At 31.5% G+C, this 26575-nt stretch carries 13 protein-coding genes; all 13 read right to left on the bottom strand.

Going from position 1 to position 26575, the window contains the following annotated elements; translation table 11 throughout:
- Positions 1–5: 5 nt before the first annotated feature.
- On the bottom strand, positions 6–1889 hold the full coding sequence (locus tag GQS57_RS02310) for a RagB/SusD family nutrient uptake outer membrane protein (RefSeq protein ID WP_165730807.1): 1884 nt from the start codon (positions 1887–1889) through the stop codon (positions 6–8).
- A 10-nt stretch (positions 1890–1899) separates the two neighbouring features.
- Positions 1900–5187, bottom strand: a complete 3288-nt coding sequence (locus GQS57_RS02305; protein ID WP_165730805.1) for a TonB-dependent receptor — start codon at positions 5185–5187, stop codon at positions 1900–1902.
- Positions 5188–6054: 867 nt separating this feature from the next.
- On the bottom strand, positions 6055–7536 hold the full coding sequence (locus GQS57_RS02300; protein WP_165730803.1) for a sulfatase-like hydrolase/transferase: 1482 nt from the start codon (positions 7534–7536) through the stop codon (positions 6055–6057).
- Positions 7537–7569: 33 nt separating this feature from the next.
- A complete protein-coding gene (locus tag GQS57_RS02295; protein ID WP_165730801.1) occupies positions 7570–8715 on the bottom strand; it encodes a glycosyl hydrolase family 28-related protein in 1146 nt (381 codons plus the stop codon).
- A 21-nt stretch (positions 8716–8736) separates the two neighbouring features.
- A complete protein-coding gene (locus GQS57_RS02290) occupies positions 8737–9537 on the bottom strand; it encodes an SGNH/GDSL hydrolase family protein (protein WP_165730799.1) in 801 nt (266 codons plus the stop codon).
- Positions 9538–9549: 12 nt separating this feature from the next.
- Positions 9550–11514 (bottom strand): right-handed parallel beta-helix repeat-containing protein, encoded by a 1965-nt coding sequence (locus GQS57_RS02285; RefSeq protein ID WP_165730797.1) that lies wholly within the window; start codon positions 11512–11514, stop codon positions 9550–9552.
- Between the two features lie 15 nt (positions 11515–11529).
- Positions 11530–13329 (bottom strand): arylsulfatase, encoded by a 1800-nt coding sequence (locus GQS57_RS02280; protein WP_165730796.1) that lies wholly within the window; start codon positions 13327–13329, stop codon positions 11530–11532.
- Between the two features lie 279 nt (positions 13330–13608).
- A complete protein-coding gene (locus GQS57_RS02275) occupies positions 13609–16395 on the bottom strand; it encodes a hypothetical protein (protein ID WP_205860178.1) in 2787 nt (928 codons plus the stop codon).
- 450 nt (positions 16396–16845) lie between these two features.
- Positions 16846–19605 carry a carbohydrate-binding protein gene (locus GQS57_RS02270; protein ID WP_165730793.1) on the bottom strand — a complete coding sequence of 920 codons (2760 nt, stop codon included), beginning with the start codon at positions 19603–19605 and terminating at the stop codon, positions 16846–16848.
- Positions 19606–19838: 233 nt separating this feature from the next.
- The gene (locus GQS57_RS02265; protein ID WP_165730791.1) at positions 19839–21635 is read right to left on the bottom strand and encodes a sulfatase-like hydrolase/transferase; all 1797 of its coding nucleotides are present in this window, start codon (positions 21633–21635) and stop codon (positions 19839–19841) included.
- Between the two features lie 171 nt (positions 21636–21806).
- Positions 21807–23231 carry a hypothetical protein gene (locus tag GQS57_RS02260; protein ID WP_165730790.1) on the bottom strand — a complete coding sequence of 475 codons (1425 nt, stop codon included), beginning with the start codon at positions 23229–23231 and terminating at the stop codon, positions 21807–21809.
- Positions 23232–23242: 11 nt separating this feature from the next.
- Positions 23243–24823, bottom strand: a complete 1581-nt coding sequence (locus GQS57_RS02255; RefSeq protein ID WP_205860177.1) for a sulfatase-like hydrolase/transferase — start codon at positions 24821–24823, stop codon at positions 23243–23245.
- A gap of 293 nt (positions 24824–25116) precedes the next feature.
- The gene (locus tag GQS57_RS02250; protein WP_165730788.1) at positions 25117–26550 is read right to left on the bottom strand and encodes a hypothetical protein; all 1434 of its coding nucleotides are present in this window, start codon (positions 26548–26550) and stop codon (positions 25117–25119) included.
- Positions 26551–26575 lie beyond the last annotated feature (25 nt).

The following is a 26575-nucleotide window of genomic DNA, read 5'->3' as shown; positions in this document are numbered from 1 at the left end:
TTAAACTACCAACCAAACGCCTGATCTAAATTAGGGTTTGCCAATATATCTGCTTCAGATATCGGCCAAAAATAATCCTTTATCGAAAATTCGGTAGCACCATAGTTATTAATCTGATAGAAGTTTGTTGGTGTTGCGTCACTATAACTCCAACCATTCATTGGCGTACTATTTAGTTCAACATGTGCTTTAAACCATCTTCTTAAATCCCAAAAACGCTGCCCTTCAAAAGCGAGTTCTATACCCCGTTCTTGATGAATAATATCTCTTAAACCTTCTTTTGTAGTTGGTTTTGCTGGATTGGTTGAATAAGCACTCCAAGCAGCCTCTACACCTTCTAATCCTGATCTTTTTCGCACCATATCAACATATTCGAATACTTGTGGTGATGGCCCTACAGCTTCATTTAAACATTCTGCATATAATAAATAAATATCGGCTAATCTGTAAACTGGCCATGAGTAATTTTCGGCTGTAAACGTATTATTTCCTATTGCCGATTTATAATGTACTAATTTTTTTGGCCAATATCCTGTTTGATTAAACTGTCTATCATTAATATAACCTGATACTCCTCCATTTTTAGCATCTACAGTAAATAAGTCTGTATCGTCTGCTTCATTATTAACATCATAAGACAATATACCATCTCCAGCTAAAGACGCATAGAACCTAGATTCTCTATTTAAATGCAAGCCAATCGTTTCGTAACCTTCTTTTACATAAAACTTATTAGCATCATCTCCAGTAACTAAATCATATCTAGCACCAAAATTATATGCTGGATCTTCGTCCATTGGCACACCATTTTTAGAATAAAACATTTCTGCCATATGTAGAGGTGCAGAATAAAAAGAGTTTACCTGACCTGCAGATTCTGCTGATACGTCTGGATCTATTCTAGCAAAACTAAAACCCTGAATACCATTAGTTGTAGGGTAAGCTTGTCCCCATATAATCTCTTCATTCCACCTATCTGTAATAGCACCTCTTAGATTCATTTTTGTCATAGTTTCATTTGATAAACTATAAGCTGATGTAAATTTATATAAGGTATTACCTGCTTGGTGAGCGTAATCAATAGCTTCTTTAGAAGCATCTGCAGCTAATTGCCATTTATTAGAATCAAAAGTTTGATTAATATAAGGTGTACCTGCATTATTAGTCCATGAAGCGTATACTGAATTACCATTTAAAAGCGGACTTGCGCTAAATGCCAAAACTTTGGCTTTTAACATTGCAGCAATTGGCTTTGTTGCTCTACCCAATTCTTCTCCCTCTAAAACAATTTGAGCAGGTAAATCTTCAATAGACTCATCTAATAAAGATACAATATAATTTACCACATCATCCACTGGATCTCTTTCTACACGAACAGAAAGTACGTCTTCACTAACATCAATATTTTCATCGATAATAGGAATAGGTCCATACATTCTTAATAAGTGATAATGATAATAAGCCTTTAAAAATTTAGCTTCAGCTATCCATCTATCTTTTTCATCGGTGGTCATGTCCCGAACATCATTAATTCTATTAAGGAAAATATTACAATCCCTAAGTGCTATATGTGGTTTATGACGACTTCCGTCTCCCCAATCATCAAATAACGGATTTGCTTTAGATTGCTGCCCTTGAGACAATTGCATTGCGGTCCAAGTTTGGTGCGTCCAAATCTCGTCTCCTCCTACTAACGCCACATTACCATTAACATCTGAAAACTCTGGTAAATAACCATATAAGGTAAAAAAGAACTTTTTAGCATTTGCTCGATTGTTAAAAACCAAATCGAAAGTAGCTACATTATCTGGTACTATATCTATATAACTTTCGCACGAAAAAACACACAAAAACATTATAGAGTATATAATTTTATTTATTTTTTTCATTTTCATTTTTTTATAAATTAATTCTAGCGCCTATGTTCACCGTTTTCTGTAAAGGATAGTTTAATCCATTACCCCTTAACTCAGGATCCCAAAGTTTAAATTTACTCCAGTGCATTAAGTTTGTTCCACTTAAGTATAGACGCACACTAGTTTGTCCAAATACACTACTTCCTTTTTCAAAATTATATCCTAACTCTAAAGATTTTAACCTCATAAAAGCTCCATCTCTCATCCACCATGTACTAGTTTGGTTATTATTTTGCACAGCATAATTAGATAAACGTGGCCATAAAGCGTAAACATCTTGATTTTCTTCCGACCAATGACTATCTGCAAAGGCTTGTAAAATTTGATTTTCTGCTATAGCTCCTGGTAAATAATCACCATTACCATCTGTATCTGCAAAAGGCGTTAAACCTTCTGAATCTATAAAAAATGATACATTATCTAAACCTGCAAAAAATGCAGAGATATCGAAGTTTTTATATCCTAAAGAAAATCCAAAACCGTAACTTACTTCAGCTTGTGTTGGCTCTCCAATTGGCACAACATCTAAACTAGATATAATTCCATCACCATTAATATCGGTATATTTAATATCTCCAGGCATAACTTCCCCAAATTGCTGCTCTGGTGAATTTAATACATCATCATCATCAACAAATAAACGCTCAGCTACTAAACCATAAGATTGATTAAATGTGTTACCTAACTTTGACAGCCAAGGTGTTGCAGATAAATCTGGCTCTTCATAAACAGTATATTCACTATTGGTTTTTACAAAGTTTGCAGTTGCTTGTAACCACCAATCTTCATTAAATTTATGATTCACTAATAAAGTAAACTCAAAACCATTAGACTTCCCTTCACCTAAATTGGCAACTGGTGCTGCTTGTAGTCCTAAAAATGAAGGTATATCAGCACGAGTTTGTAAAATATCTGTTGTGATTTGATTAAAATATTCTGCTTGAAATTGAATCGCATCATTTAAGAAGTTAACTTCTAAACCATAATTTTGTTTATACGCTCTTTCCCATGAAATATGAGGGTTTTCATATCTACTAATAGAAACACCCTCACTTGAGTCTTGACCAAAAGTTCCAAAGGTTGCCCCCGCACCTGAATCATTTAAATTAACATTTGACAAATAGAAGAAACGATCGTTACGACTTCCAATTTGCGCATTACCTACAACTCCATAAGACCCTCTTAATTTAAACCTGCTTATTAGATCTATATTCCAAAAATCCTCATTAGAAACAACCCATGCTGCACCAAGAGAAGGGAAGAAACCAAATCTGTTTTTTTCAGCAAAACGTTCAGACCCATTATATCCAAAATTTCCTTCAATAAAATATCGTCTATCAAAATCGTAAGTAAAACGTCCTGATATACCAACATTTCTACTTGGAAGTGACGATTGTAGATCGGTTGCATTACCATCAACAGATTCTCTTAAAATACCTACTAACAAACCACTAACACTATGTTTTTCTGCAAATGTATTATCATAGTTAAGTGCAGTCTCAAAATAAATATTTCTATTAACAACCCTAGAACCTTCATCCTGTGTAAAACTTAAATATTCCGTACCTCCTAATGGGTTTAAACTTGTTAATGTATAACTATCATCTGCTCTATTGTAGTTATTATCACCAATAGCATAATAATAAGGCTCATATTCTCTAGATATGTTATATGAAGATGTATTTGTGATATTACCTAAAGCTCTCCATCTTAATCCATCTACTATACCACTTAAGTCTTGTTTAACCTGTAAACTTAAAACACTAACAGATCTACTGTAATCACGATATCCTCTTACTAATTCAGCATAAGGATTTAAATAACCAGCTAACTCACCATCTCCTGTATCTACATTACCAAACAAAAGGTGTTCTGTAAATTCATTAGCAGCATCAGCTTCGTAATAAGCAGGATATCTAACAGGATTGGTTCTATTAATCATATTGTATACCTGGTTACCAGTAGGTACTGGTCCTCTATAATCATCTACACTAGTATTCAATTGCACAATCAATTCTGTTGAAGGTGTTAAATCAATATTTACGTTAGACCTTAAGTTGTAAACCTTATTATCAATATTATTATTGTAATTTGCTTTGTTATCCACTTTTAAAATACCGTTATCTTGAGCAACAGACCCAGACACATAATATCTAGCAACTTTACCTCCACCAGATACACTAAAGTTTAACCTTTGATTTCTAGTAAAATCTTGTAACAACTCATCTTGCCAATCCGTAACAGGATATACAAATGGGTTTGTACCAGCAATCGTATTATTTATTTTATTTTGTAAATATGGTAAAGGGCTGTTTATATTAGGGGACAAATTTCTAGTATTAACAGCATCCATATGCAGTCTTAAATAGGTAAGTGGATCTGCTATATCTAAATTTTGAGTTGCTTGAGAAAATGTGGTTTCATACCTAATCGATACTCTAGGTTTACCTAACTCACCCGTTTTAGTTTTAACAGCTATAACCCCGTTTGCACCTCTGGCTCCATAAATTGCAGTAGCGGTAGCATCTTTAAATACAGAAAAACTTTCAATATCATCTGGAGATATTCTCGCCAAATCATCGGCTGTTAATTCTATGTTATCAATCAATATTAGCGGCGATGCATAATTACCAAAAGTAGTTGCTCCCCTGATAAAAAATTCTGCATTATCCGATCCTCCTCCTGGTTCTCCAGAACTTTGAAACGCAATAACACCAGGGACTCTACCAGCAAAAGATGTTGTTAAGTTACTTGATGGTATTTTTAAGTCCTTTGGTTTCACAGTAGTCACCGACCCAACTAAAGCTTCTTTTGTTTGGGTACCAAAACCTACTACTACAATCTCGTCTAAACTGGTAAGGTCTTCAATCATAGTAATATTTATGTTTTTAAAGTTACCAACTTTAATTTCCTGAGTTTTAAAACCTATGAATGATATTACTAAAACTTCACCAGTATTTGCTACTAATGAGAAATTACCATCAAAATCGGTTTGACTCCCCCTTTTGGTCCCTCTCACTATAATATTTACACCCGGCAAAGGCATTCCATGCTCGTCTAAAATGATTCCTGTTACTGTTTGCTGCTGAAAGTCGCTACTTACAACATTGTTTACTTCGGGGAATTTAAAATCTGAAATATCGAACGCTGTTTTCGAGCTAGCATATCCTTCTAAAATAAAAAAGGAACACACGACTATAGATTTAATTATCCTGCGGCTTTTTAGTTTACAAGTTCGCAACGGATAAATTAAAGAATAAATTTTATTCATATTTTTTTGATTTAATAAATTAGTTAATTGTTCTTAAATTTTTTAATAGTTTTTGTTTTTACATAGTTTTAAAAAGTTTAATGGTTAATTGTAGTTATTATTTTATGTTGAATAAATGATGTAGAAAGTTTTTAAGTCTATAAATTATTACCACAATCCTGATAACTTAAAACTATAGCTCACTATTTAAAGTTCACACACATCCTGATATAGAAATTTAATTTTATAAACACCTAAATGACAAAGGCTTATTTTTTTTTAAAAAAAATTCTATTAGCTGTAAAAAGTAATTTGCGGTATTTAATCCTGAAAACTTCGTATGATTTAAATACAAAAAGATTTTATACACAGATTAACATGAACTAAATTTGGCTCTGAGAAATATACAAGGTCTATAAACCGAACCTATCGATTCGCTTGTATTAAAATGCTAATATTAACCTAATAGGTTTCAATTTCACCAAAAAACATGGTGGTTGTTTTTGGTATTAAAAAAAGGTACAGAAAGAATAGATACTGGTTTAATTACTTGTTGAATACTCATACCTAAATAATTAGTATTCATATAGGTAGTCCGAAGTATTGTAATGAAGCAACATATAAAAGACAATATGCCAGCTTCCTTTAAAGTGAATAATATTTTCATTGGTTTAGTTTGATTAGTTATAGCAATATTAGTAATTGAAACAAATTAAAAGTATAAATCATGACTTTATATCTTTAAATTATCATTCAATTTCATAAAAAAATCACATATTACTAATAAATTAAGAGTAAAACGAATAATTTATTAATCCCAAAATAAAAAAAGCCTTACACTCTAAATTGAGTATAAGACCTTTATATAATGACATTATTTTATGGTATTTAATTAATTTGTGGCTGGTTCCATAATCTGTATGGATCATCATTTGCTACCATCTGTTCCAACAACAAAGCCTCCATCTCAGCCAATTTTTCTGCATACTTTGGATTTTCTGCTAAATCGGTCTCCATCTCACCATTCTTATGATGTTCTGGTAAATATTCATTAGGGTTTTTCGCTAAATTAAAAAGTTGAGTTTCTCTCACTGCACCATCCATTACATCGTATTTAATCAATTTCCAATCGCCTTTTTTAACGGTTCTCATTCCTGGTTTTGTTCCTCCTGCATACACACCATACATTACATCTCTAACTTCTTCTTTTTCTCCTTTTATTACGGATGTAAAACTTTTTCCTTGTACCGTTTTTGGAATTTCGATACCTGCCAAATCACATAAAGTTGGTAATACATCTAAAAGATAGATATTTCCTTTTACTCTTTTTCCTGCTTCAATTCCAGGTCCTTTTATAATAAATGGAACACGCCATGTATGTTCGTATAAATTCTGTTTCCCAATTAAACCATGCCTTCCAATAGACATTCCGTGGTCGGATGTATAAATAATATAGGTATTATCTAACTCCCCCATCGCTTCTAACTTACCTAACACTTTACCAATTTGTATGTCTATATTTTCCGAACAAGCATACTCACGTCCTAATTCATTTCTTACCGTATTTTCATCTCTATTTTTCCAAACACCACTTACACGCTCTTCATCTCTAAGATCTGGATGTCCATGAAAAAATGGGTGTTCTTCTAAATAATTATCCTGAAGTTGGGGTTGTTTTTCACTTAAAGCAGGAATCTTATTTTTATCCTTATGGTTTACTGCTCCGTATTTAGCTAATAATTCAGGAGTACCATTTCTTGTATCATGCGGATGCGAAAATCCGAAGTAAATTAAAAAAGGGGCTACTTCTTGGGTTGTTTCTCTTTCTGATAAATAACTTAAAACTTGTTTAGAGTGCCACGCACTTCCACTTTCCTCTGTCCCTCCTCTTTTAGTAGCATCTTTTACAACCGTAAATTGTTTATTGGCATTTGGGTACGAATTTCCTTTTTTACATGTACGCATGGTATTGTAACCTGCATTATTAAAAACAGCACCCATGGTAGAATCTTCTATTTCGTTATATTCATTATTTTTTTGATCTTCTGCACTTTTAGGTAAATTCCAAACTGTTCTACCAGACATAATCATGTGTCTAGAAGGTGTACAAACAGCTCCATTCATAGATCCCATATTTCTTGCCTGATCAAAAACAAGTCCGCCTTTTGCTAACTTATCTATATTGGGTGTTTCTAAAATTGAATTTGGGTCGTATGTTTTTAAATCAAAAGGAGATTGATCATCAACCAAAACAAACAAAAAATTTGGACGCTTTTTTTCTGTTATTTTCTGCTTCTTTTCAGTGCTTTTACATCCTACAAATAAAACTAAGATTGATATAACAAAAAGTAATTTATGCTGTTTGTTCATAAGGTTAATTTAATTATTAATATTATTTTTTAATTACCATAAAATTCTAACATCCTTTGGCCATTGTTTAACATCAGTATATATTTCGTTTCCTTTTTTAAAAGTACTATTCTCTAGAGTAACATCACATTTTAACAATCCCATATCTACCTCTATATTATCAAAAACACTATTGATTATATACGAATCATTAACCGATCTCCACATTGCTCCCCAAGTATTGTTTACAATCTCACAACGATTTAAAATTACTTTTTGAGGTGCATATTTAGGATTTTCTGTATAATGATATTTATCATAATAATTTTCACAAGGAAACCAGAGTGCGACTCTTGCGCATCCTGAAACATGATATTTATGAAAGAAAATGTATCCAGCTTCGTCATGATCTACCTGAATACCATTTGTTTTAGTATCTTTTATAGTGCAACGTTGTGCCAAAACATACTCGCAAGATGTATATTTATTTCCTTTCCCCTTTACAGGATAAGACATATTACAATCAGACTGTAAAATGTATTTGTTATACAAAAAGTATACATTATGGTACAAACCTCCTGCAGACCCATTATATTGAAAATTACAATTATCCATTATAACATTATCAGTACGTTTCATGTGAACACCTTGTGCAGACCAATCTGTAACATCAATATTTTGAAGCATTACTCTTGTGTGCCTGCTTTCGTTTCTACCTCTAAATAGAATACCATTTACTTTCCCTTCTCTTTTTCCTTTAAGAGTTAAATCTTTTATGACTAAATCTGTAACTTGTGGTTTATCTTCAATGTTAAAAGCAGCATTATCTATTCCTTCTCCTTGTAAAAGAATCGTTTTATCTCTCCCTTCTCCAATTAAAGAAATATTACTTTTTAAAGTAATGGTACTGTTTAAAATATGAGTTCCTTTTTTTAGGAAAACAACTCCACCACCTTCATTATAAACCTTGTCTATAGCTTTTTGTATAGATTGACCAGGTTTAACCTCTACAACATTTTGCAACCATTGTTTAGGATAGTCTACATGTTTAAAATCATCATTCCATTTATCAGACATTACAGCATATACTTCTTGCTCTATAGTTACTTTAGTATATGCAAATGCTTTTTTTTGTGCATTTATAGATGAAATTAATCCTATAAAAGCGATAACAAAGAAATGTTTTATGTTTTTAATCATATTCAATTATTATGATGACTATTATAAATACTTAGCAATTACTTCTGCTACTTTTTTACCTTGCTTAATTTTACCTAATTCGTTATAATGAACGTTTCCTGGTTCTTGTTCCCATTGTTTTCTATTAGGTTTTGTAAATGTATAAAGGTCGTTTATAGCAATATTCGGATGATTTTCTAAAACCTCTAAAGCTGCTTTATTAAACTTAATACTATCGCCAGCAAAACGTCCTTTTGCTTTTTCTGGAACCGGTGTTGTTGTAGCAAAAATCAATGTAGCTTTTGGATAATTTCTATTTAAATAATTACAAACCTCCTCTAAATTTGTTTTATATTTTTCTATGGATGAAACTTGTTTTCCATTTTTATTTAGATGTTTTCCTTTAAGATATTTTAAATCATGTAAGCCAACATTAAAATGAATAATATCCCACTTAAACTTCCATCCTTTTTTTAAATTTGGTTGAAACATGGTCCTTTGCATTTTATCCATATTTGGGATAAAATTATGACTAGCTCCTCCATTTTTAAACAACCGAATTACCGTAGCTTTCTCTTCTAAAATTTTTTTAACTGTAGATGAATATCCTATGGAAATAGAATCGCCATAAATAAGTACATTGGGTTTTCTTCTTACAGGATTTACATATTTAAAAGCATCTGTTTTATAAACCTTACCTATTTTACCACATAATTGTTCCCAAGTCTTTTTACAAATCTCATAATCTGTTTTTTTAGCATAACTTTCTGCAAAGACTTTAGGTGTTACTAAAACTCCTAAAATACTTGTTCCTAAAATTTTTGTAAAATCTCTACGTTTCATCAGTAATACTAATTATTTAGACCATACTTTAATTTTATTCTTGCCTAATTTTAAATTATTAAAAGGCCCAACTAAAGGAACCTTAGTCGTTCTTGCTTTTCCAAAATAATCTTCGGTTAAAGTGATAGGCGAACCATCTACATTTTCGAAAGGAGTTTCTGTTTGCAATGCCACTCCCATTAATTGAGTATCTACAATATTCGTTTTTACATTTGCAAAACTTTCATCAACAGTAATATTTAAATAATATCCGTCTGCTTCTTCAGTTAAACTAATATTTGGGTTTAAGTTTCTATTCTCTATTTTATTGCTATCAATATTAGAGGGTAATGCTTTATTTAAATACAAATTACCATCAATAAACGTCGGAAATTTCTGTTTGTTTGCACGATTAAGACTTCCGTTAAATTTCCATTTATAAGAAGCATCCGGAAAATCATTATAAACATTTAAACCATGTTGTTGGCTACTTTGTAAACTATCTTTATCTGATGCTAAGATGTTATTATAAAAACGATCGTCTCCCAGAATAATAGTCATTAACCCCATAACCTGCGTAGAATGCGGAAAATGATATTGTGTAAATCGATTTCCGGCAGAACGAGTTTGTACTTTACCTGCCATTAAATTATTTGCAAACGTAGTACCTTGAGATGCGTTTAATAAAGAAATTTCTGATAATAAAATATTGTTATCAATAATCATAGGTCCATGATTTACTTCTACAAATAAATCTTCGCTTGCATCATTATTATACAATAAATTTCCAGTTACTCTTGCTCCTTGTGCTTGCCAATCTAGCCAAATACCTCTGTGATTATCATGAATAAAGTTATTTTTGATAACTACATCAATAGCTGCATGTAATTTTATGCCTCCAATTTCCCAACCACCAAACTGTTTTTTAACGTTGATATTGTAAATATGATTATTACTAATTTCACTAAATACACATCCTAAATGACCAATAATTCCGCCTTGTTCACAATCTTTAATGGTATTATTTCTAATAATATGAGAACCAATCATTTCTTTAGACCAACCTAATTGTAATGCTTTAAAAACAACTTCCCTTTCTCTTTGTGTACCATGCTTTTTCTTATCGTTAATCCATAAATTTTGCCCAGAAGCTCTTTCTTTCCCAATACTGATTCCGGTACATTTAGAGTCTGAAATTAGGTTGTTTTCAATGATCCAACCTTTACTCCAATTCGGACCAATTAACCCACCTTGTTCTGCTGTTGGTGGTGCCCATTGTGTTGCAGCATGACTCATTTTAAATCCACGAACTGTTATATAATTTATCCCCGTTACTTTTGGAAAAAAAACGGTGGATCTTACATTTATTTCTACCAATTCTTTATTAGGATTATGCCCTTTAAAATTGGCATAAATTGTAGTCGTTTCTTCATTACTTTTACAAAACCATTTATATTTTGACCCTTCTGTATCTACTGCTCTTTTTAACGGAATTTCTTCAAAAACCTTAGACAAGCTATCTATTTCATACAAAGATTTTCCGTTGAGATATACTTCTCCTAAATGATGCTCTCTTCCGTATTTTTCTGTTAACCAATCTCCTTTTAAAATTTCTTGATAAGGATTAAAATCGCCAAACATTTTGTTGCTTAACACAACTTTCCATACATTTCCTTTACATTTTTTCCACGTTTTTATTTCCTCAGAACCTTTTATCCAAACGTCTTCGTTTTCTGCTGCTTGATAAACAATTCTACTAATATTATTAAAACCACCGTTAAAAGGGTTTATTCTCTCTCTATAAGTACCTTTATGTACTGTAATAACATCACCTGGCAATGCAATTTTAGCTGCTTTAGAAATTGTTTTAAAAGGATAATCAATACTTCCTTTATTAAAATCATTACCACTAACAATGCTAACATGGTACTCTGTTGCATGCAATAATGATGATATTGTTATTAAAATTAAAACAATTATTTTTTTTAATATTTTCATACTTATTTAATATGTTTAAATCTTCTCTATTTTAGCATAATAAGCACCTATTTCAACATCATTATCTAAGGTAAACCAAGTTTCTAAGTGCGTTTCTCCTTTTTCTAATTCTACCGTATATTCTACAAATTCTGATGTTAAATCTACTTCTTTAGACATATCTATATTCTGAATTTTAATTCTAGAATTTTTAATAACCAAAGCTTTTCCTTTTTTACTAGCACTTACACTCGTACCTTCTAAAGCAGGACGAATAGGAGCCTTATCTCCTAACGCTAAATGTGATTCTTCTGGCCAACGACGTAGTTTTATAGAATATGTACCAGCTTCTTCAACTTTTACGCGCCAAAAACCGTTGTTTATTTGTCCTTGTCTAATATGATCTTGTTTCCAAGGTGTAAAAGTATCTGTATGCCAATCATGACAAAATAAAGTAGTAGGGTTTTCTGCTTCATTACCAACAATAAAATATGGTTTTTCTACAAAAGTAGGAGAAATTTCTGCCCACCATTTATCATATTCTGCTTTGTATTTTGCTACTTTTTCTGGATATTGATCTGCAATATTTGTTCTCTGTTCTGGATCTGTATCTAAATTATACAATTCTGTTCCTTCTACCATTCGCCAATTTTCATGCATTAAAGCGGTACGTTTCCAAGGAATAGGATCTGTAGAAAATTGCGTATTTACGTATACAATTCTATCATCAAACTTAGAATCATCACCTTTCATTAAAGGCACTAAACTAGAACCATCAAACTTTAAATCTTCTTTTACTTCTAACTTACATAAATCTATCAAAGTTGGTAAAATATCATAATGAGCCGTTAATGCATTTATATCTTTTCCTACATTTATTTTTCCGTCTTTCCAATGGATAAAGAAAGGGACACGGTGTCCGCCTTCATACATACTTGCTTTTACACCACGCATTCCTGCATTGTTTCCTTTTTCTATAAACCCATCTAATCTGTCTTCTCCTTTTCCCATTTTACTTCCTGCTGAAGAACCATTATCCGCAGTAAAAATTAAAATAGTATTGTCCATTAAATCAATTTCTTTTAAATAAGTTACTAGCTTACCAAGATTTTCATCAATATTAGCAATCATACCGTAAAAGGCAGGATTGGGAATATTTTCATTGTTTTTATATGGATCTGAATATTTATCATCTACCCAATATGGAGAATGTGCAGCATTTGTAGATAAATAACAAAAGAAAGGTTTGTCTTTTTGATTACCTATGTATTTCTTAGCGTTTTCGAACCAAACATCTGTACAGTAACCTTCAAATTGTTCTGGTTTACCATTATGAATATAAGTATCATTAAAATAATCATTATTCCAATAATCCATTGTTTGGCCAACTCCACCTCCGTTATTCATTAAAACCTCATCAAAACCATTGTCTTGCGGACGGAAAGGATAATTATCACCTAAATGCCATTTACCAAACATAGCTGTATTATATCCATTTTCTTTAAAAATTTCGGCCATAGTTTTTTCTCTTTCGAGTAGTAATGAACGTCCTTTTATGGTAAAAAACACACCAGTTCTATAATTATGATGCCCCGTCATCATTGCTGCTCTTGTTGGCGCACAAGTAGGACTTACGTGATAATCTGTAAGTCGTGTACTTTTACTTTGTAAAGCATCTATATTTGGAGTTTTAATTTCTTTATTACCCAAGGCAGCAATATCTCCGTAACCAATATCATCTACCATAATTAAAATTACATTTGGTTTTTTACTCTTTTTTTCTTGTACTTTTTCTTTAGTTGAACAAGATAGAAAAGACAAAATAAAACAATACATTATAATACAATATGAAATATTTTTTATCGGTTTTGAACACGTCATTATTAACAATTTTTATTTAAAATTAAAAATACTAATTCGCTAAAATAAAAGCTTACCACAAATTTAAAAATACTCTTTTTTAATCTTTATATACTATACTCAATATTGTTAACTTATAGCCCATTTTGGGTTTTAAGCCTTGTATATAATATAAAAAACAAAAAGACTGTCTATGTCAAGACAGTCTTTTTTCTTATTCAGTTTTCACTGAATTCCCAACAAATAACTAATACTTTATTTTAAATTTATAACTCTAAAATCTCCTGCACTAAATTTCTTTTCTATGTTATTTTGAGTAATTACTACAGGTACTTCATTGTGCAAAAATACTTGTCCGTTTTTCACTTCTAAAACAACATTACCTAAAGTACTTGTACTAATTGTGTAACCTTTTGCTTTTAAAATATTTCCTTTTCCCATAAAAAGGATTACATCTCCGTTTTTTTCTTCTCCAACCAAAGCATAAGAAGCATCAGAAACCATCCCTTTATAGTTTGCTTTATATTGATTTTTAGATGAAAAAATAAAATCTTCTCTTTCTGATTTACTAGTGATATGTAAACCTACAAATTCTTTATTATTCTTTTCGTCCTCAAAACTTTCAATACTTTTAATACTTTTTCCTTCCGTTGATGTAAATGGTTCGTAAACAGACACAAAAGGATGTTCCCAAGCTTCTCCATATTGACGAGCAGTTAACGTTAAATAAGGAGCATTACTTACATCATAAGGTAAATTGTGCTTCTTAAACGCTTTGTTTGGTGGCGATTTTAATGAGAAAATCTCGCGGCCTTCTGTGCCTTTCATCCAAAGATTCATAAATACATCTTCTTGTCCTTCTGGTCTATCAATTTTCCATTGCGCTTGATAATCCTTATCACTTTTAATTGATTTTTTATCCCACTGATAATCAAACGCATATAAATATCCGCCGGCAAAAGCCATTTCTTCACTAGGTGTAAGATCTAAAGGTTTTCCTAAAGCATCCATAACTTGCATACTTTGTCCTAAATTATGATAAAAATAATCGTGAAATTTATCTCCTTTACGTTGTTTTTTAGAACGGAAAATATCAATATAATATCCTGTTGTTTCTCCTGATTTAATAGTACTTACTATTCTATTTTGGTCGCTACGTGTTTCTGGTTCTAAAAAATAAACATCAGAAAAAGTAATGTTTTTGTAGTAACCTTCTTTCTTTTCTGATTTTGGGTACTCTGCCATTAAATCAAAAGCATGATTACTAAACATTTCTGTGTACGACGAAACTCCGTCTACCATAACCGTATTATGTGCCGGAAACTGAGAGTAAAACTCTAAATAAATTGGTTGTAAATAACCTGCTCCTTTACCAGGATCTGCACCTTGCACAAAGCCTTTACCATACAACTCTAAGTTAATTCCGTTTGCATGCATGTGGTTACCCAACGAAGCATTTAAAGAAGCCATCATTCCGTTTTTACCACTTCCCATACGCTGTACATGCCAACTTACATTTGGCGCATAAAATGTTTGTGTTATATAATCTTTTATATCTGCAGTTTTATATTTCTTATTTAATTCTAAAGGTTTAGCAGCAAAAAAAGAAGAAATATTAGCTTTAGGTTTCCTTTTGCTTTTCGTTTTTTCTGAAGTATCTTCGAACAAACGATACATTCCTGTAAATTCTTCTTCTAATTCTTTATCACCATTTTTCTGAGCAATACGAATCATATTACTTATTGCTTCTGTGTAAATTGGTCCATAAGTTGTATCTCCAAAAGCAACTATTTGTCCGTTAGGAAATAAATATTGAGGCAACATTTTTACCGCTTTATTTATGGTTGGTGTGTATGGTAAAATATTATGATCGAAAGTGTTATCAAAATCATTAATAAAAGTAGTTAGATCTTTCGTCACACCTTGAGAATATCCCGGGCATTCTGCCCAAACACCTGTTTCTTTATCATAACCAAAATCCATAAACTTGTTAAGAGACCATTGGCGTGCAGACGTAACATTTAAAATATAATTGATGTAATATTCTCGTCCTTTTTTGTCTTCATAGTTTTTATCATCTTGTAAAACCATGGCAGCTTTTAAAATGGTTTTTGCTTGATGAAGGTTCCAGTTATTTTGTGGTACTCCGTTTTTTATAATTTGATCTGTCCACCTTTTAATAGTCTTATCATACATTGCAATATCTTCTGGATGGTTTTCTTCTATATATTGATGTAAAAAATCATACAATTCTGCAATATTTTTCAGCGTTCCTTCATGAATTACTTGAAAATTTGTAAAACCTACTAATGTTTGAATATGACCATTCATTAAATCGATTGGCTCACTTCTGTAAGACATTCCTTCCATATAGGTATGAAAAACATCGTAAGAAAACTTAGCAAATCGCTTATCATTTTCCAACCAATATAAAAATGCTGCATCACGAGATAAGCTAATAATATTGTCGTTAATAGTATAAATTGCTCTACCAGTTTTAGAAATTTCGGCCCATTCAAACGGATTTCCTTCTTTACTTCTATTAGGTAAATACAAACCACGAGGATCATCCATATATGGTAAAATATCTCCTAATTTTGGTACACCATAATTTGATGTATAATCCCTAGAACCTACAAAGCGTACTGTTGGTACTGGTGCTTCTCCGTCTGCGTGAGAATAATTAATTCCGTTAACATAAACGTTGGTAGATTTCGTTTTCCAATACATTTGCAAACGAGAAACAATCCATTCCGGATCATTTACATGACGTTCTACATGCTCATCTATTCGATTATGAATTCCTGCTAAAACATCAGTTGCCCAACCTTCTTTTTTTATCGTCTTTTTCAAATCTTTTTTACCAGATTCTGTAACATACAACCTCGGATATCCTTGTTCTAAATTTGTTGGAACCGGTATTGTATTATTTGTTTGTGCATGTAGTTTAACTACAAAAACGATACATATAAACAAAACTAGATTCTTTACTATTTTACTTCTCTTTTTATTTACACTTATTTTCCTTGAAAAATTATTCATATTATATGCTCTCTTATGTTTTGATTTTAACAAAAGTATAAATTACTTTAATTTAAATGCAATATCGTTTAAAAGACCTACTTGATATATAAACTATTGCTCAATAAGTATAAATTATGTATTATTTTAAAACAGTTAATTCTTAGAATTAAAATATTGCTATTAATTATCTAATAATTAAGTTTAATTTTTCAGATATAAGATATCTCATTATTTATAAGTATTTATCTAACTATGTGTCAAAAACAACAGCTATTCAATTACTATATAATCTTATATGTTTAAGTACTTAAAATAAGAACTCCTAATACCAAAATATGGATTAGGAGTTCTAAAATAAAAAAAACAAGATTTTTATTATTTCTTTAAACCCTAGTAATGTGAAACTGGGCTATTAAAAATACTTTAACGATTATTAACGGTTGAACTTTTTATCTTAATTTTAAATAATTATTTTTTAATAATTTTCTTAGTAATAAAAATATTGTTATTAGTGAATCTTATTAAATAAAGACCTGCCTTTAATTTATTTATGTTGATAGACTCGTAATTGTTTAAAACTTCTTTTTTTAATAGTAATTCACCTAACACATTTACAATTTCCATTCTTAAACCTTCCCCATTTGATATGTGTAATACATCAGATACAGGTAAAGGATATAAATTAATATTATTACCTAATTGAGAATTGGTGCCTATTGATAATGTGTTTTTGGGGCTTAATCTAAACCAATCAATATTCCAACCTGGAGCATCAATATCAAGTCGCATAACCTGTTCTCCTTCTTTTAATTCAATTCCAGTAGCTGAAGAAACGATATCCCATGTTTCCCATCCTCCTGTTAAAGGAAAACTTAAATTATCGACTTTAACTCCATCTACCTGTAAACTAAGACTACCTCCTTCTGAATTGCTGGCTATTCTATAATCAACTAAATAGGTTCCCGTAGTAGGAACATTAACGGTATATAATAGATAATTACCCGTAGTAGTGTTTCCCATATATGTATCACCACCTCCTGTATATTGTTTTAAACCTGAATTTGTAGTGTTATCTTCTGCTTGAACAACAAGTGCTGATCCTGCCGAATTTACTTGAAAAATTTGTGTTTCGATCACTGCATTATACAACTCATTTCCTTCTTGGGTTGCCGTAATAGTAGTTGTTCCAACTCCGTTTATTTGTAAAGTTCCATCAACTATACTTGCTACATTAATATCTGAACTACTAAAAGAAACACTTAATCCAGAACTTGCAGTTGCTACTACTGGAACATTATCACCTCCTATTTCACCAACAGGAAATGGATTAAAAGTTATCGTTTGATCAAACTTTTCAGCTAAAGTTACACTAATGTTGTTTAAATTAAATGAATTACTAACTCCTCCAACAAGTATTTTCATACTTTGAACACCTTTATTAAGAGCAACACTACTGGCAATAGCTAAATCAGCCCACGTTTGAGCTCCACCTGTTGAAGGTAAAATAACATTTCCAGTTTTATCAACTCCTCCAAAAAGTACACTTATTTCTCCATCCCCACTTATTCCTGCATAGTTAACTCCAATATTGTATTCACCATCTGCTGGAACATTAACTGTATATGTTAAATACTCACCTGTTTCCATGTTCTTAATATTATATCCACCTGTAGAACAAGCTTCTATATCAACATTATCTTCTATTCTGTATTCACTCTCTGAATTATTAGAACTTAAATCACTATAAATTCTTCCTTCACCAATAATAGGCGAATAATCAAAATTTTCTACCTCGATAGTCATAGGTAATACATTCATAGCATAATTTGGCAAGCCATTATTTAAAAATCCAACAATAGGATCTCCAAAACAACCATCAGGACGACGGAAATTTAAACCTCCAAAGCCTAAATATGCTTGACCATTTGGTGCACTTTCAAATCCACCTGTTTCCTCTATAATATAATCTCTAGTTCTAACAATCCATTTTGCATCTGTGTCTGCATCTTTTAAACCTCTACCAACATAGTGAGCTATTGGTAACTCCCACATATGTTCGTTTAAAAACTCTCCTCTTGTCAACCTATCATAATTCTGATCATTATTTGGATTGATTTTTAATGACTTGGTAAGTCCACTAGAAGATATACGTTGAGCAAATTGAAACTCTCCTTCTCCAATTTCTGGTTCCCAAGGACTTGTTTGATCAGGATAAGATTGACGATATGATAAATTATACCTTTGTGTATATTCAAGTCCTAATAACAAACGTGAGTCTAAAAGTCCCCAAACATCATCTCCTTGATTCCATGCCATTTCTGCAGTAGCACATAACAAACCAATACCAAAAAATGTGTGTACTTGATCTCTAGAACTTTCTTCACACTGCCCAGTATTCCATATATAATTTCCTAAATACGCATCATAGTGATAATCTTCATCAGTAACATTATCAAAATTTCGGTTATATTTAATTCTATATTCCCACTGATCATCTATGGTAGTAGTTGTTGGAGGACCAGGGTTGTGAGGTAAATCATTAGAATTATGAGGAGCTCCTGTTACATAACTTAATGCACGATTATACATCGTTTCATTATCAAGAAATATCCCCATTGCCATAACTGCACGAATACCTGCTATTTCTTGGTTTCCCGCTGAGCCACCTGTACCAAACATATAAGCACTCCAATACCAAGTAGATGTTCCAGAAGAAGGAGCAACTGTTGTACTATAACCAGGGTATACTAACATTGCTTTAAACATATCCATATCAGTAGTTGACCATCCTGAATATGTACTCTTAATTATCTCTGCAGCTTCAAGCATAATGTATATAGCCGAAGTATGCAATGCACGATCCTCAACATCCGTTAGTCCGGTCCAAGCCATCATAGCTTCTATAGATTTTTCAGCATGCCGTGAGTCACCTGTAAAGTACCATTGTAAGGCATTGTAGTATGCTGCTCTACTATCATTATCAAAAGCAGAGTTTTTAAATTCATATTTTGTTATAGATGTATCTCCCTGAACTTTATAATTATAACTTGCTCTAGCATTTTTCGCCATTTCTTGATATGTTGAATACCAAGGATCTAATTTAGCTGCCACTTGATATTTCATCCTTTCTAAATCGGATATTTTATGGGATAACCCAGGATGTACAAATTGAGCATTTGCAAAAAAACAAAACCCAATAGCAACAAATGATAATAATACTTTTTTCATGTCTATAGTTTTTTTAATTAGATAATACCATTACTTCAATATTTTAATGATACTAATGTTCTTTCAAAAATATATTTTTTCACAGCAGAACCACATAAAACATAGCTCATTACCAATAACTTATAGTTTATTTAAAACAAAACATCATGAAACTCTTGACTTTATATAAATAAAAACCAGAATAGCGAACTACTCTGGTTTTAATTAATCATTACATCTTTATAAAACTTTTTTTATATATCCTTCTTAACATAATTATAGTAGACAGCTCCAACCATTTGTCCAGATGAGTCATAAAACCAAGTCTGAATAAATGCAGGACCTTTTGGTAGGTCTTTAATCGCAAACTTTACTCCATCTGCACTTGAATTTGCTTTTTTAGTTTCATCAACATAAACAGTATCTCCATTCCAAATTTTAATACGTGCACTTACTATTGGCAAAGCAATTCCTGCTCCTGCAGATGTTATTGTAGTTTCCTTTTCAATCTCTTTTGGCCAACGACGAAGGTCAAAATTATAAGTTCCAGATTTTTCAAATTCAACAGCTATAAAACCACTTCCAGTTGCTCCTTTTTTAACAGCATCTTGGTCCCAAATTACGGTTCCATGAAAATCCATTGCATGTAAATCTGATTTTGGCTCCGCATCACTTCCTAGAATGATTCTTGTATATTCAGCTGACCTCTCATCTACAAGTTGCCACCATTGTTCATATTCTTCTTTTAATTCTGATATTATAACCTTATTTGCAGGATTTTTAATAACATCTATTTTCTGTTTTTCATCAACCAAAACATCATATAATTCCCAATCTACATCAGCACTATTTCTTATTAGACGCCATTTATGAGTGATAACGTTTCCACTCCAAATATCTTTTTTAACGGATAGTTTTTTATACTTTTCGGGAAACTCTGTCCACATATCATTAATTATAACAGCTCTATTTTTATATTCAACAGGATCATTTGACGGATCTGTATCTAAAAATGATTTAAAACTTTTCCCTCTAATTTTTAACTTTTCGGGTCTGTTTGGTACATCTTTTAAATCTAAAATATCCATAAATGTTGGCAACCAATCTATATGCGCTGTAAGTGCCGTTACTTCTCTAGCTTTTCCTACTCCACCTAGTCCACCTTTTTCCCATCTTACAAAAGAAGGCACACGAGTTCCACCGTCATAATTAGAACCTTTTCCTCCTCTTAAAAAAGTACCGCCACCATTATCTGTCGTAAAAATTAAAATGGTATTATCTGCAATTCCTTTATCGTCTAAATATTGCATTAATCGTCCCATATTTTTATCAATATTTTCAATAGTAGCTGTTTTAGCACCAATACCTTCTCTGGCGTCTGGAGGTGTTACGTGAGGTGCATGTGCCGTACCTAAAGGAAGGTATACAAAAAAAGGTTTTTTCTTTTCAATATTAGCATCCATAAACTCCATAGCACGATTAAAAAAGAAATTATTAGTAAATGCACCTTTAATTCCATCATCTTCATCTGTCATTTTAACCAATTCATCATTTACCCAAATACTCGCATGATTGTTGGTGTTGTTCCAATAATCTGGTTGTTGTCCTGTACCTCCTCCTTTTATCCAGGCCACATACTCAAAACCACGATCTTTAGGTCTAAAAGGATAATTGTCTCCTAAATGCCATTTAAAAAACAAACCTGTAGCATATCCATTTGCTTTAAAGATATCTGCCATGGTAATTTCATCTGCACGCATCATATTTCTACCATTAATGGTATGCCAAACCCCAACAACATCACTTGGTCTTCCTGTTAAAAGAGCTGCTCTTGTTGGCGAACAACTTGGTGAAACATGAAAATCTGTTAAACGTACACTTTCTTTTGCAAGGCCATCAATATTAGGGGTTCTGGGTCCATTATTTTTATAAAATGAAAAAGCATTGTGGCTAATATCATCTGGCATTACAAAAATAACATTAGGTCTATCTTGTGCAAAAGTTGTAGCAATTGCCATCAATAATAAAGTGAATGTTGTTATTATTTTCATGTTCTTAATATTTAATAATTTTCTTAATTATTTTAAATGATTGATTATTTGATAAGGAATAACTTTTTATACTTAAATATTTTTTAATACTATTTGTTCTCTAGTTTTTTAATTATAAACTAAGAATTGAAATACAATAACTTTTTTTTAATAACCTATTTTTAAAACTCGTTATTTATTGTTTTTAAAAACGAAAGCACATAAACTTTCTGCTGGTAGATCTACAGCATACGTTTTTCCTTTTAACTCAATGTTTTGAGTAGTTGCAGCAGTTTCATTATTTTCTAAAAACACCACCACTCTATCTTTATTTTTTACAGCAATTGCTTTCTTATTTTCGGGTGTATTTACAATCAAACTTTTATCTCCTGGACGTATGTATTGGCTTAATAAAGAAATTGGTGCATAATCTGCATTATAGGTTATTACATCTTTTTCTCTGTCAATATTTATCAAACTATTTTGTTTCCAACCCCAACCGCTTGTGCTAGTTTCATTTAAGATAATGTTCCAATAGCAGTAGTTTTCGCTTCCATAGTTTAACCAAGTTGCAATTTCAGAAAATCTATTTCGAGCCTGCTTCATAGAGTTATCTCCATTTTCACATCGCCCTTCTGTGTGCATTATCTTAATATCTGGATGGTTTTCTTTCAACGTTTTCAAAGTTGAAGATGGAGCATATTGTAAACCTACTCCTACTACATCACTAGCTTTTTCTAAAGACATAAATTTTTGAGCATCTTTACGTTTTCCTCTAAAACTTCCTGCCCAAATTTCTGTATCTATATTTGATTCTTTAAATTGAGGAATGATATAATTTGACACTAAATTTGCCATTTCTTCTGGTTGCATATCATTACCAGGATATGTAGGGTTCATATCCGTTTCGTTCTGAATAATCAACCTATCTAAGTTAATACCGTTTTCTTTATATGCTTTAATATACTTTGCAAAATACAAAGCATACGCTTCATAAATTTTCGGATCTTTTCTTAAAGTATTTTTCTCAAGATTGGTATTTCCACCATCCATTGTTCCTGATTCTTTCATCCAACCTGGAGGACTCCAAGGTGAAGCAAACATTTTTAAATCAGGGTTTACGTTATATGCTGCTTGTAAAAATGGAATTACCGACGACTTTTCTCTTTCAATAGAAAAGTTTTCCATTTTATAATCTTCAGGAATTTCACTATAACTATAAGCACTCAATCCAAAATCAGACGAACCAACAGCTGTTCTACAATTAGATAAACCAGAACCTTCTCTTATATTAAAAAGTGCATTTGATAATTCTTTTTGGTTTTCTAAAGACAAACTTATGTAAGCCTCTCCGCCCATTTCATTAAACGCACCACCGATTCCACTCAAGTTTTGATGAATAACACTATCCAGCTCAACCTTAAAACTAAGGCTTCCTTCTTTTTTAGAAATTAAGTCTATATTTTTACTTTTTACAGGTTGTGGACTAACGATTGTTCCGTTTGCTAATGTTACGTAGTTTAATTCTAATTGATAATCTTCTTGTTTTTTACAACTAGTTGCTATTAAACTAACAACTAATAAGAGACTAGAAAATCTTAATATGTTTTTTTTCATGCTTTAAATTTTTAGTTCAACGCGTTTAAATATAACTCTTCAGTCTTTTTTCTTAACTTTTTAAGAGTTGTTATATATTCTTTATTATTTGCTAAATTATTTTGTTCTAACGGATCTTTTTCTAAATCGTATAATTCTTCAATTTTAGGAGAATGTTCATAGTAAACAAAATATTTATATCGATCTGTTCTAACTCCATGACTGCGATAAGATTTATTTTGGTTGATTAAATTTTGATTAATTTCATCTACATTTTCTTTATAACGATGGTTAAACATTTCCACCAAAAAAAGATCTTCCATAAATACGGCATCTCGCCATTGAGACATGTCTTGTGTTTTATTCAAAATTCTACTAAAATCTTTCCCTTGCATACTTTTTGGTGCATTAATTCCTGCAAATGATAAAATGGTAGGTGCGATATCTACTGATGAAATAAGTGCATTTTCCCTATAACTTTCTTTCTCTTTAGATACTCGTCCGTCATAAATAATTAAAGGTGCTTTTACAGATTCTTCATATAACAAACATTTATCAAAAAGTCCGTGAGAACCTTGAAATCGTCCGTTATCACTCGTATAAATAATAATAGTGTTTTCCAACATTCCTTTTTCTTTCAATTTTTTCATCAAAAGACCAACTTGATCATCAACACTATAACCTTGTGTTGCGAAACGTTGTACTAATTTCTGATACAATTCTGGAGTTGAAGATCTTTCTTTATGTAAACGAACACCACGTGCATTTTCTTTAACAACTGTTGGTAGTTTTTCATTTTCTCCTTCTTGCCAGTTTTCTGGCACCGATACTTCTTTTCCTTTAAATAAATTATAATGTGGCATGTACACATCTTTATCGCTATCGTGTTTTACAGCATAAAAACTAACCGAAAGACAAAATGGTTTATTTTTAGGTTGTGTTTCTATAAAACGTAACATTGCCTCTCCAGTTCTTAAAGTTCTTCCAGAGTTTTGTCTCCCTTTCTTATAAATTTCTTTTAAGCCTTTATCATTTTCTGGCCAAGTGACAACACCATTTCTATCGTGCGTTTCACTACCTGCAAAAAAGTCAAAAACGTTTCCCATCTCCTTTTTGTAATAATGTTCTTTTTGAGTGCTGGGGCGAATCGTTTCTTCTGTTACTGTAAAACCAACCTTACCAATAAAACCTGTACGATATCCTGCTTTTTTAAGTATTGATGGATATCCATTTGCAAAATCAGCTTGAGATAAAGTATAATCTGTAGGTGCAACAAATCCTACTTTATGGTTTGAATTGTAACGCCCAGTCATCATTGTAACACGACTAGGCATACAGATTGCAACGGCATAATAAGCTTTATCAAAGACAACACCTTCATTTGCCAACTTATCAATATTTGGTGTGTTAAATTCAGGTTTTCCATAAGCGCCCATATTATCCCAACGTTGATCATCTGTCATCAAAAAAATAATATTCGGTTTGTCTTGAAAAAATGCAAATAAGTCTATTGATTGTGTGAATAATAAACAGGAAATCACCAATAATCGCATATACTTTTTTATTTTTTTAAATACTCCATTATTATTTAGTTTTAGAAATTTATTCATCATAAACATAACCTATAATTTATTTTACTTTTTCTAAAACTGAACTTATACCTCTATACATTAGTGTCCGATTAATATTTTTTTAATTTTACAAACCTTTTAAAATGAGATATTTACGTGTTTTTTTTTTTAATATAATACCCCTTGCTTTTTTAAAATAAATTTATTTAGAAAAGGCAGACTAACTTTAATTTAAGTTACATCTCTTTGTTACGCAGTTAGAGTCAAGTCTTGGTTCTCGATTCTAAAAGCGAAGCGGTCTTATGTCTTTTATCGGACAATATTGATCTCTATATTTATTTTTCTGATTTATGAAGCTCTAAAATGTGATTAGTTTCTCCTTCATCCGTTACTTCTCCTACCGATACTCCTGTATTATTTTTACTATTATCATCTAAAACAACAGGATAATTAGTAAAGTTATGTAACACAATGTTTGATGCAGAATAATTTTCATCTTTCCCTAAAAGCCCAATTGTTTTATTATCTCCTCCTAAATTAATTTTAAGATTTTGATCTGCATTTTCAATAGCATTTCTCAAAATAATTTTATGATTTTTTCCTATAATAATAGCAGCATGCCCACTCCCATTATAAGATTTCCCCTTGTAAGGCAGTAATGTAATTTCAGCATTCATACCTTCGTCATTAGGGTAATCTACCCCCAATGCAGGACCATATTGAGTATCTGCATAAGAATCAACAATATCTCCCGTACCAATACAAAAACCTCTTTGACAACCAATAGCTGTAGTTCCTGAAACATATTTTTTTCCAGTGGCATGTGTTAAGGTTACTCCAGCCCTCATATTCTTTATTGTGCAATTAATAACCGTAGGGTTTGATGTACCTCGCCTATACTGAACACCATCAATAACCGTTTCGCCACCATTGTATGCTCTAATCCCTTCTTCTCCCAAACACAACATATATCCAGTAGGCAATTTATAGTCAAAAGCAGTTTTAAAGTCTACTTTATCTGCATCAGATCCAGTTCCTTTTTCTGTTAACATATCATCCGTAGAGCGCATAACTCCCTCAATATAACAACCTTCTATAAGAGGCCAATCTGCTGCTTGCATAAACATAGCATGCCCATAAGAACGATGGATTATAGTACAGTTTTTTGCATGATTTTTATAACCTCTTACTAAAAAAGAAGAGTGTTTTCTGTGGTTAATTACACTTTTTCCTCCTTTTCCAAAAACTTCTCCATAACCATAAGGATAAGAACCTTTTGTGGTAATATGAAACCCTTCTATTCTATTACTTGCACCATCCATAACAATGTTGGTTGCTCGTCTTGTTGGAGCATCATTTACAGATCCAACATCGGCAATGGTAAGATTTTTTAAAACGTTTTTATTACCTATAATTTGTATTTCGTATAACTCTTCATTTTTACTAGGAAAAGCACTTAATACTGCTGTTTTTACATTAATAGTGACATCAGTAAAATCATAAATACTATTATTCCCTGAAAAGAGAAAAAGTACATTTGCATGATTTTTTACAATAGAGCTATCTGAGAAATCACCATTTTTAATATCCTGCGCAGTAATTGTATAAACACCTGGTTTTAAAACTACTTTTACATTACTTTGTTTTAAATATGGAAGCAACTCTTTAAGAGAATTCACCACCGTTTGTGCTTGCGATTTTAAACTTGGAAAAACTAATAGCAATGCAATAAACAGGCTTTTTCTTAAAATATTTTTATTATTTAGCATTTATCTTTTTTTAGGTTTAGATTTT

Origin of the sequence: Polaribacter sp. 20A6 (assembly GCF_011378915.1) — a bacterium.
Lineage (GTDB): Bacteria > Bacteroidota > Bacteroidia > Flavobacteriales > Flavobacteriaceae > Polaribacter > Polaribacter sejongensis.
Note: the sequence above shows the minus strand (reverse complement) of the source record. Positions and strands in the feature narration are given on the sequence as shown.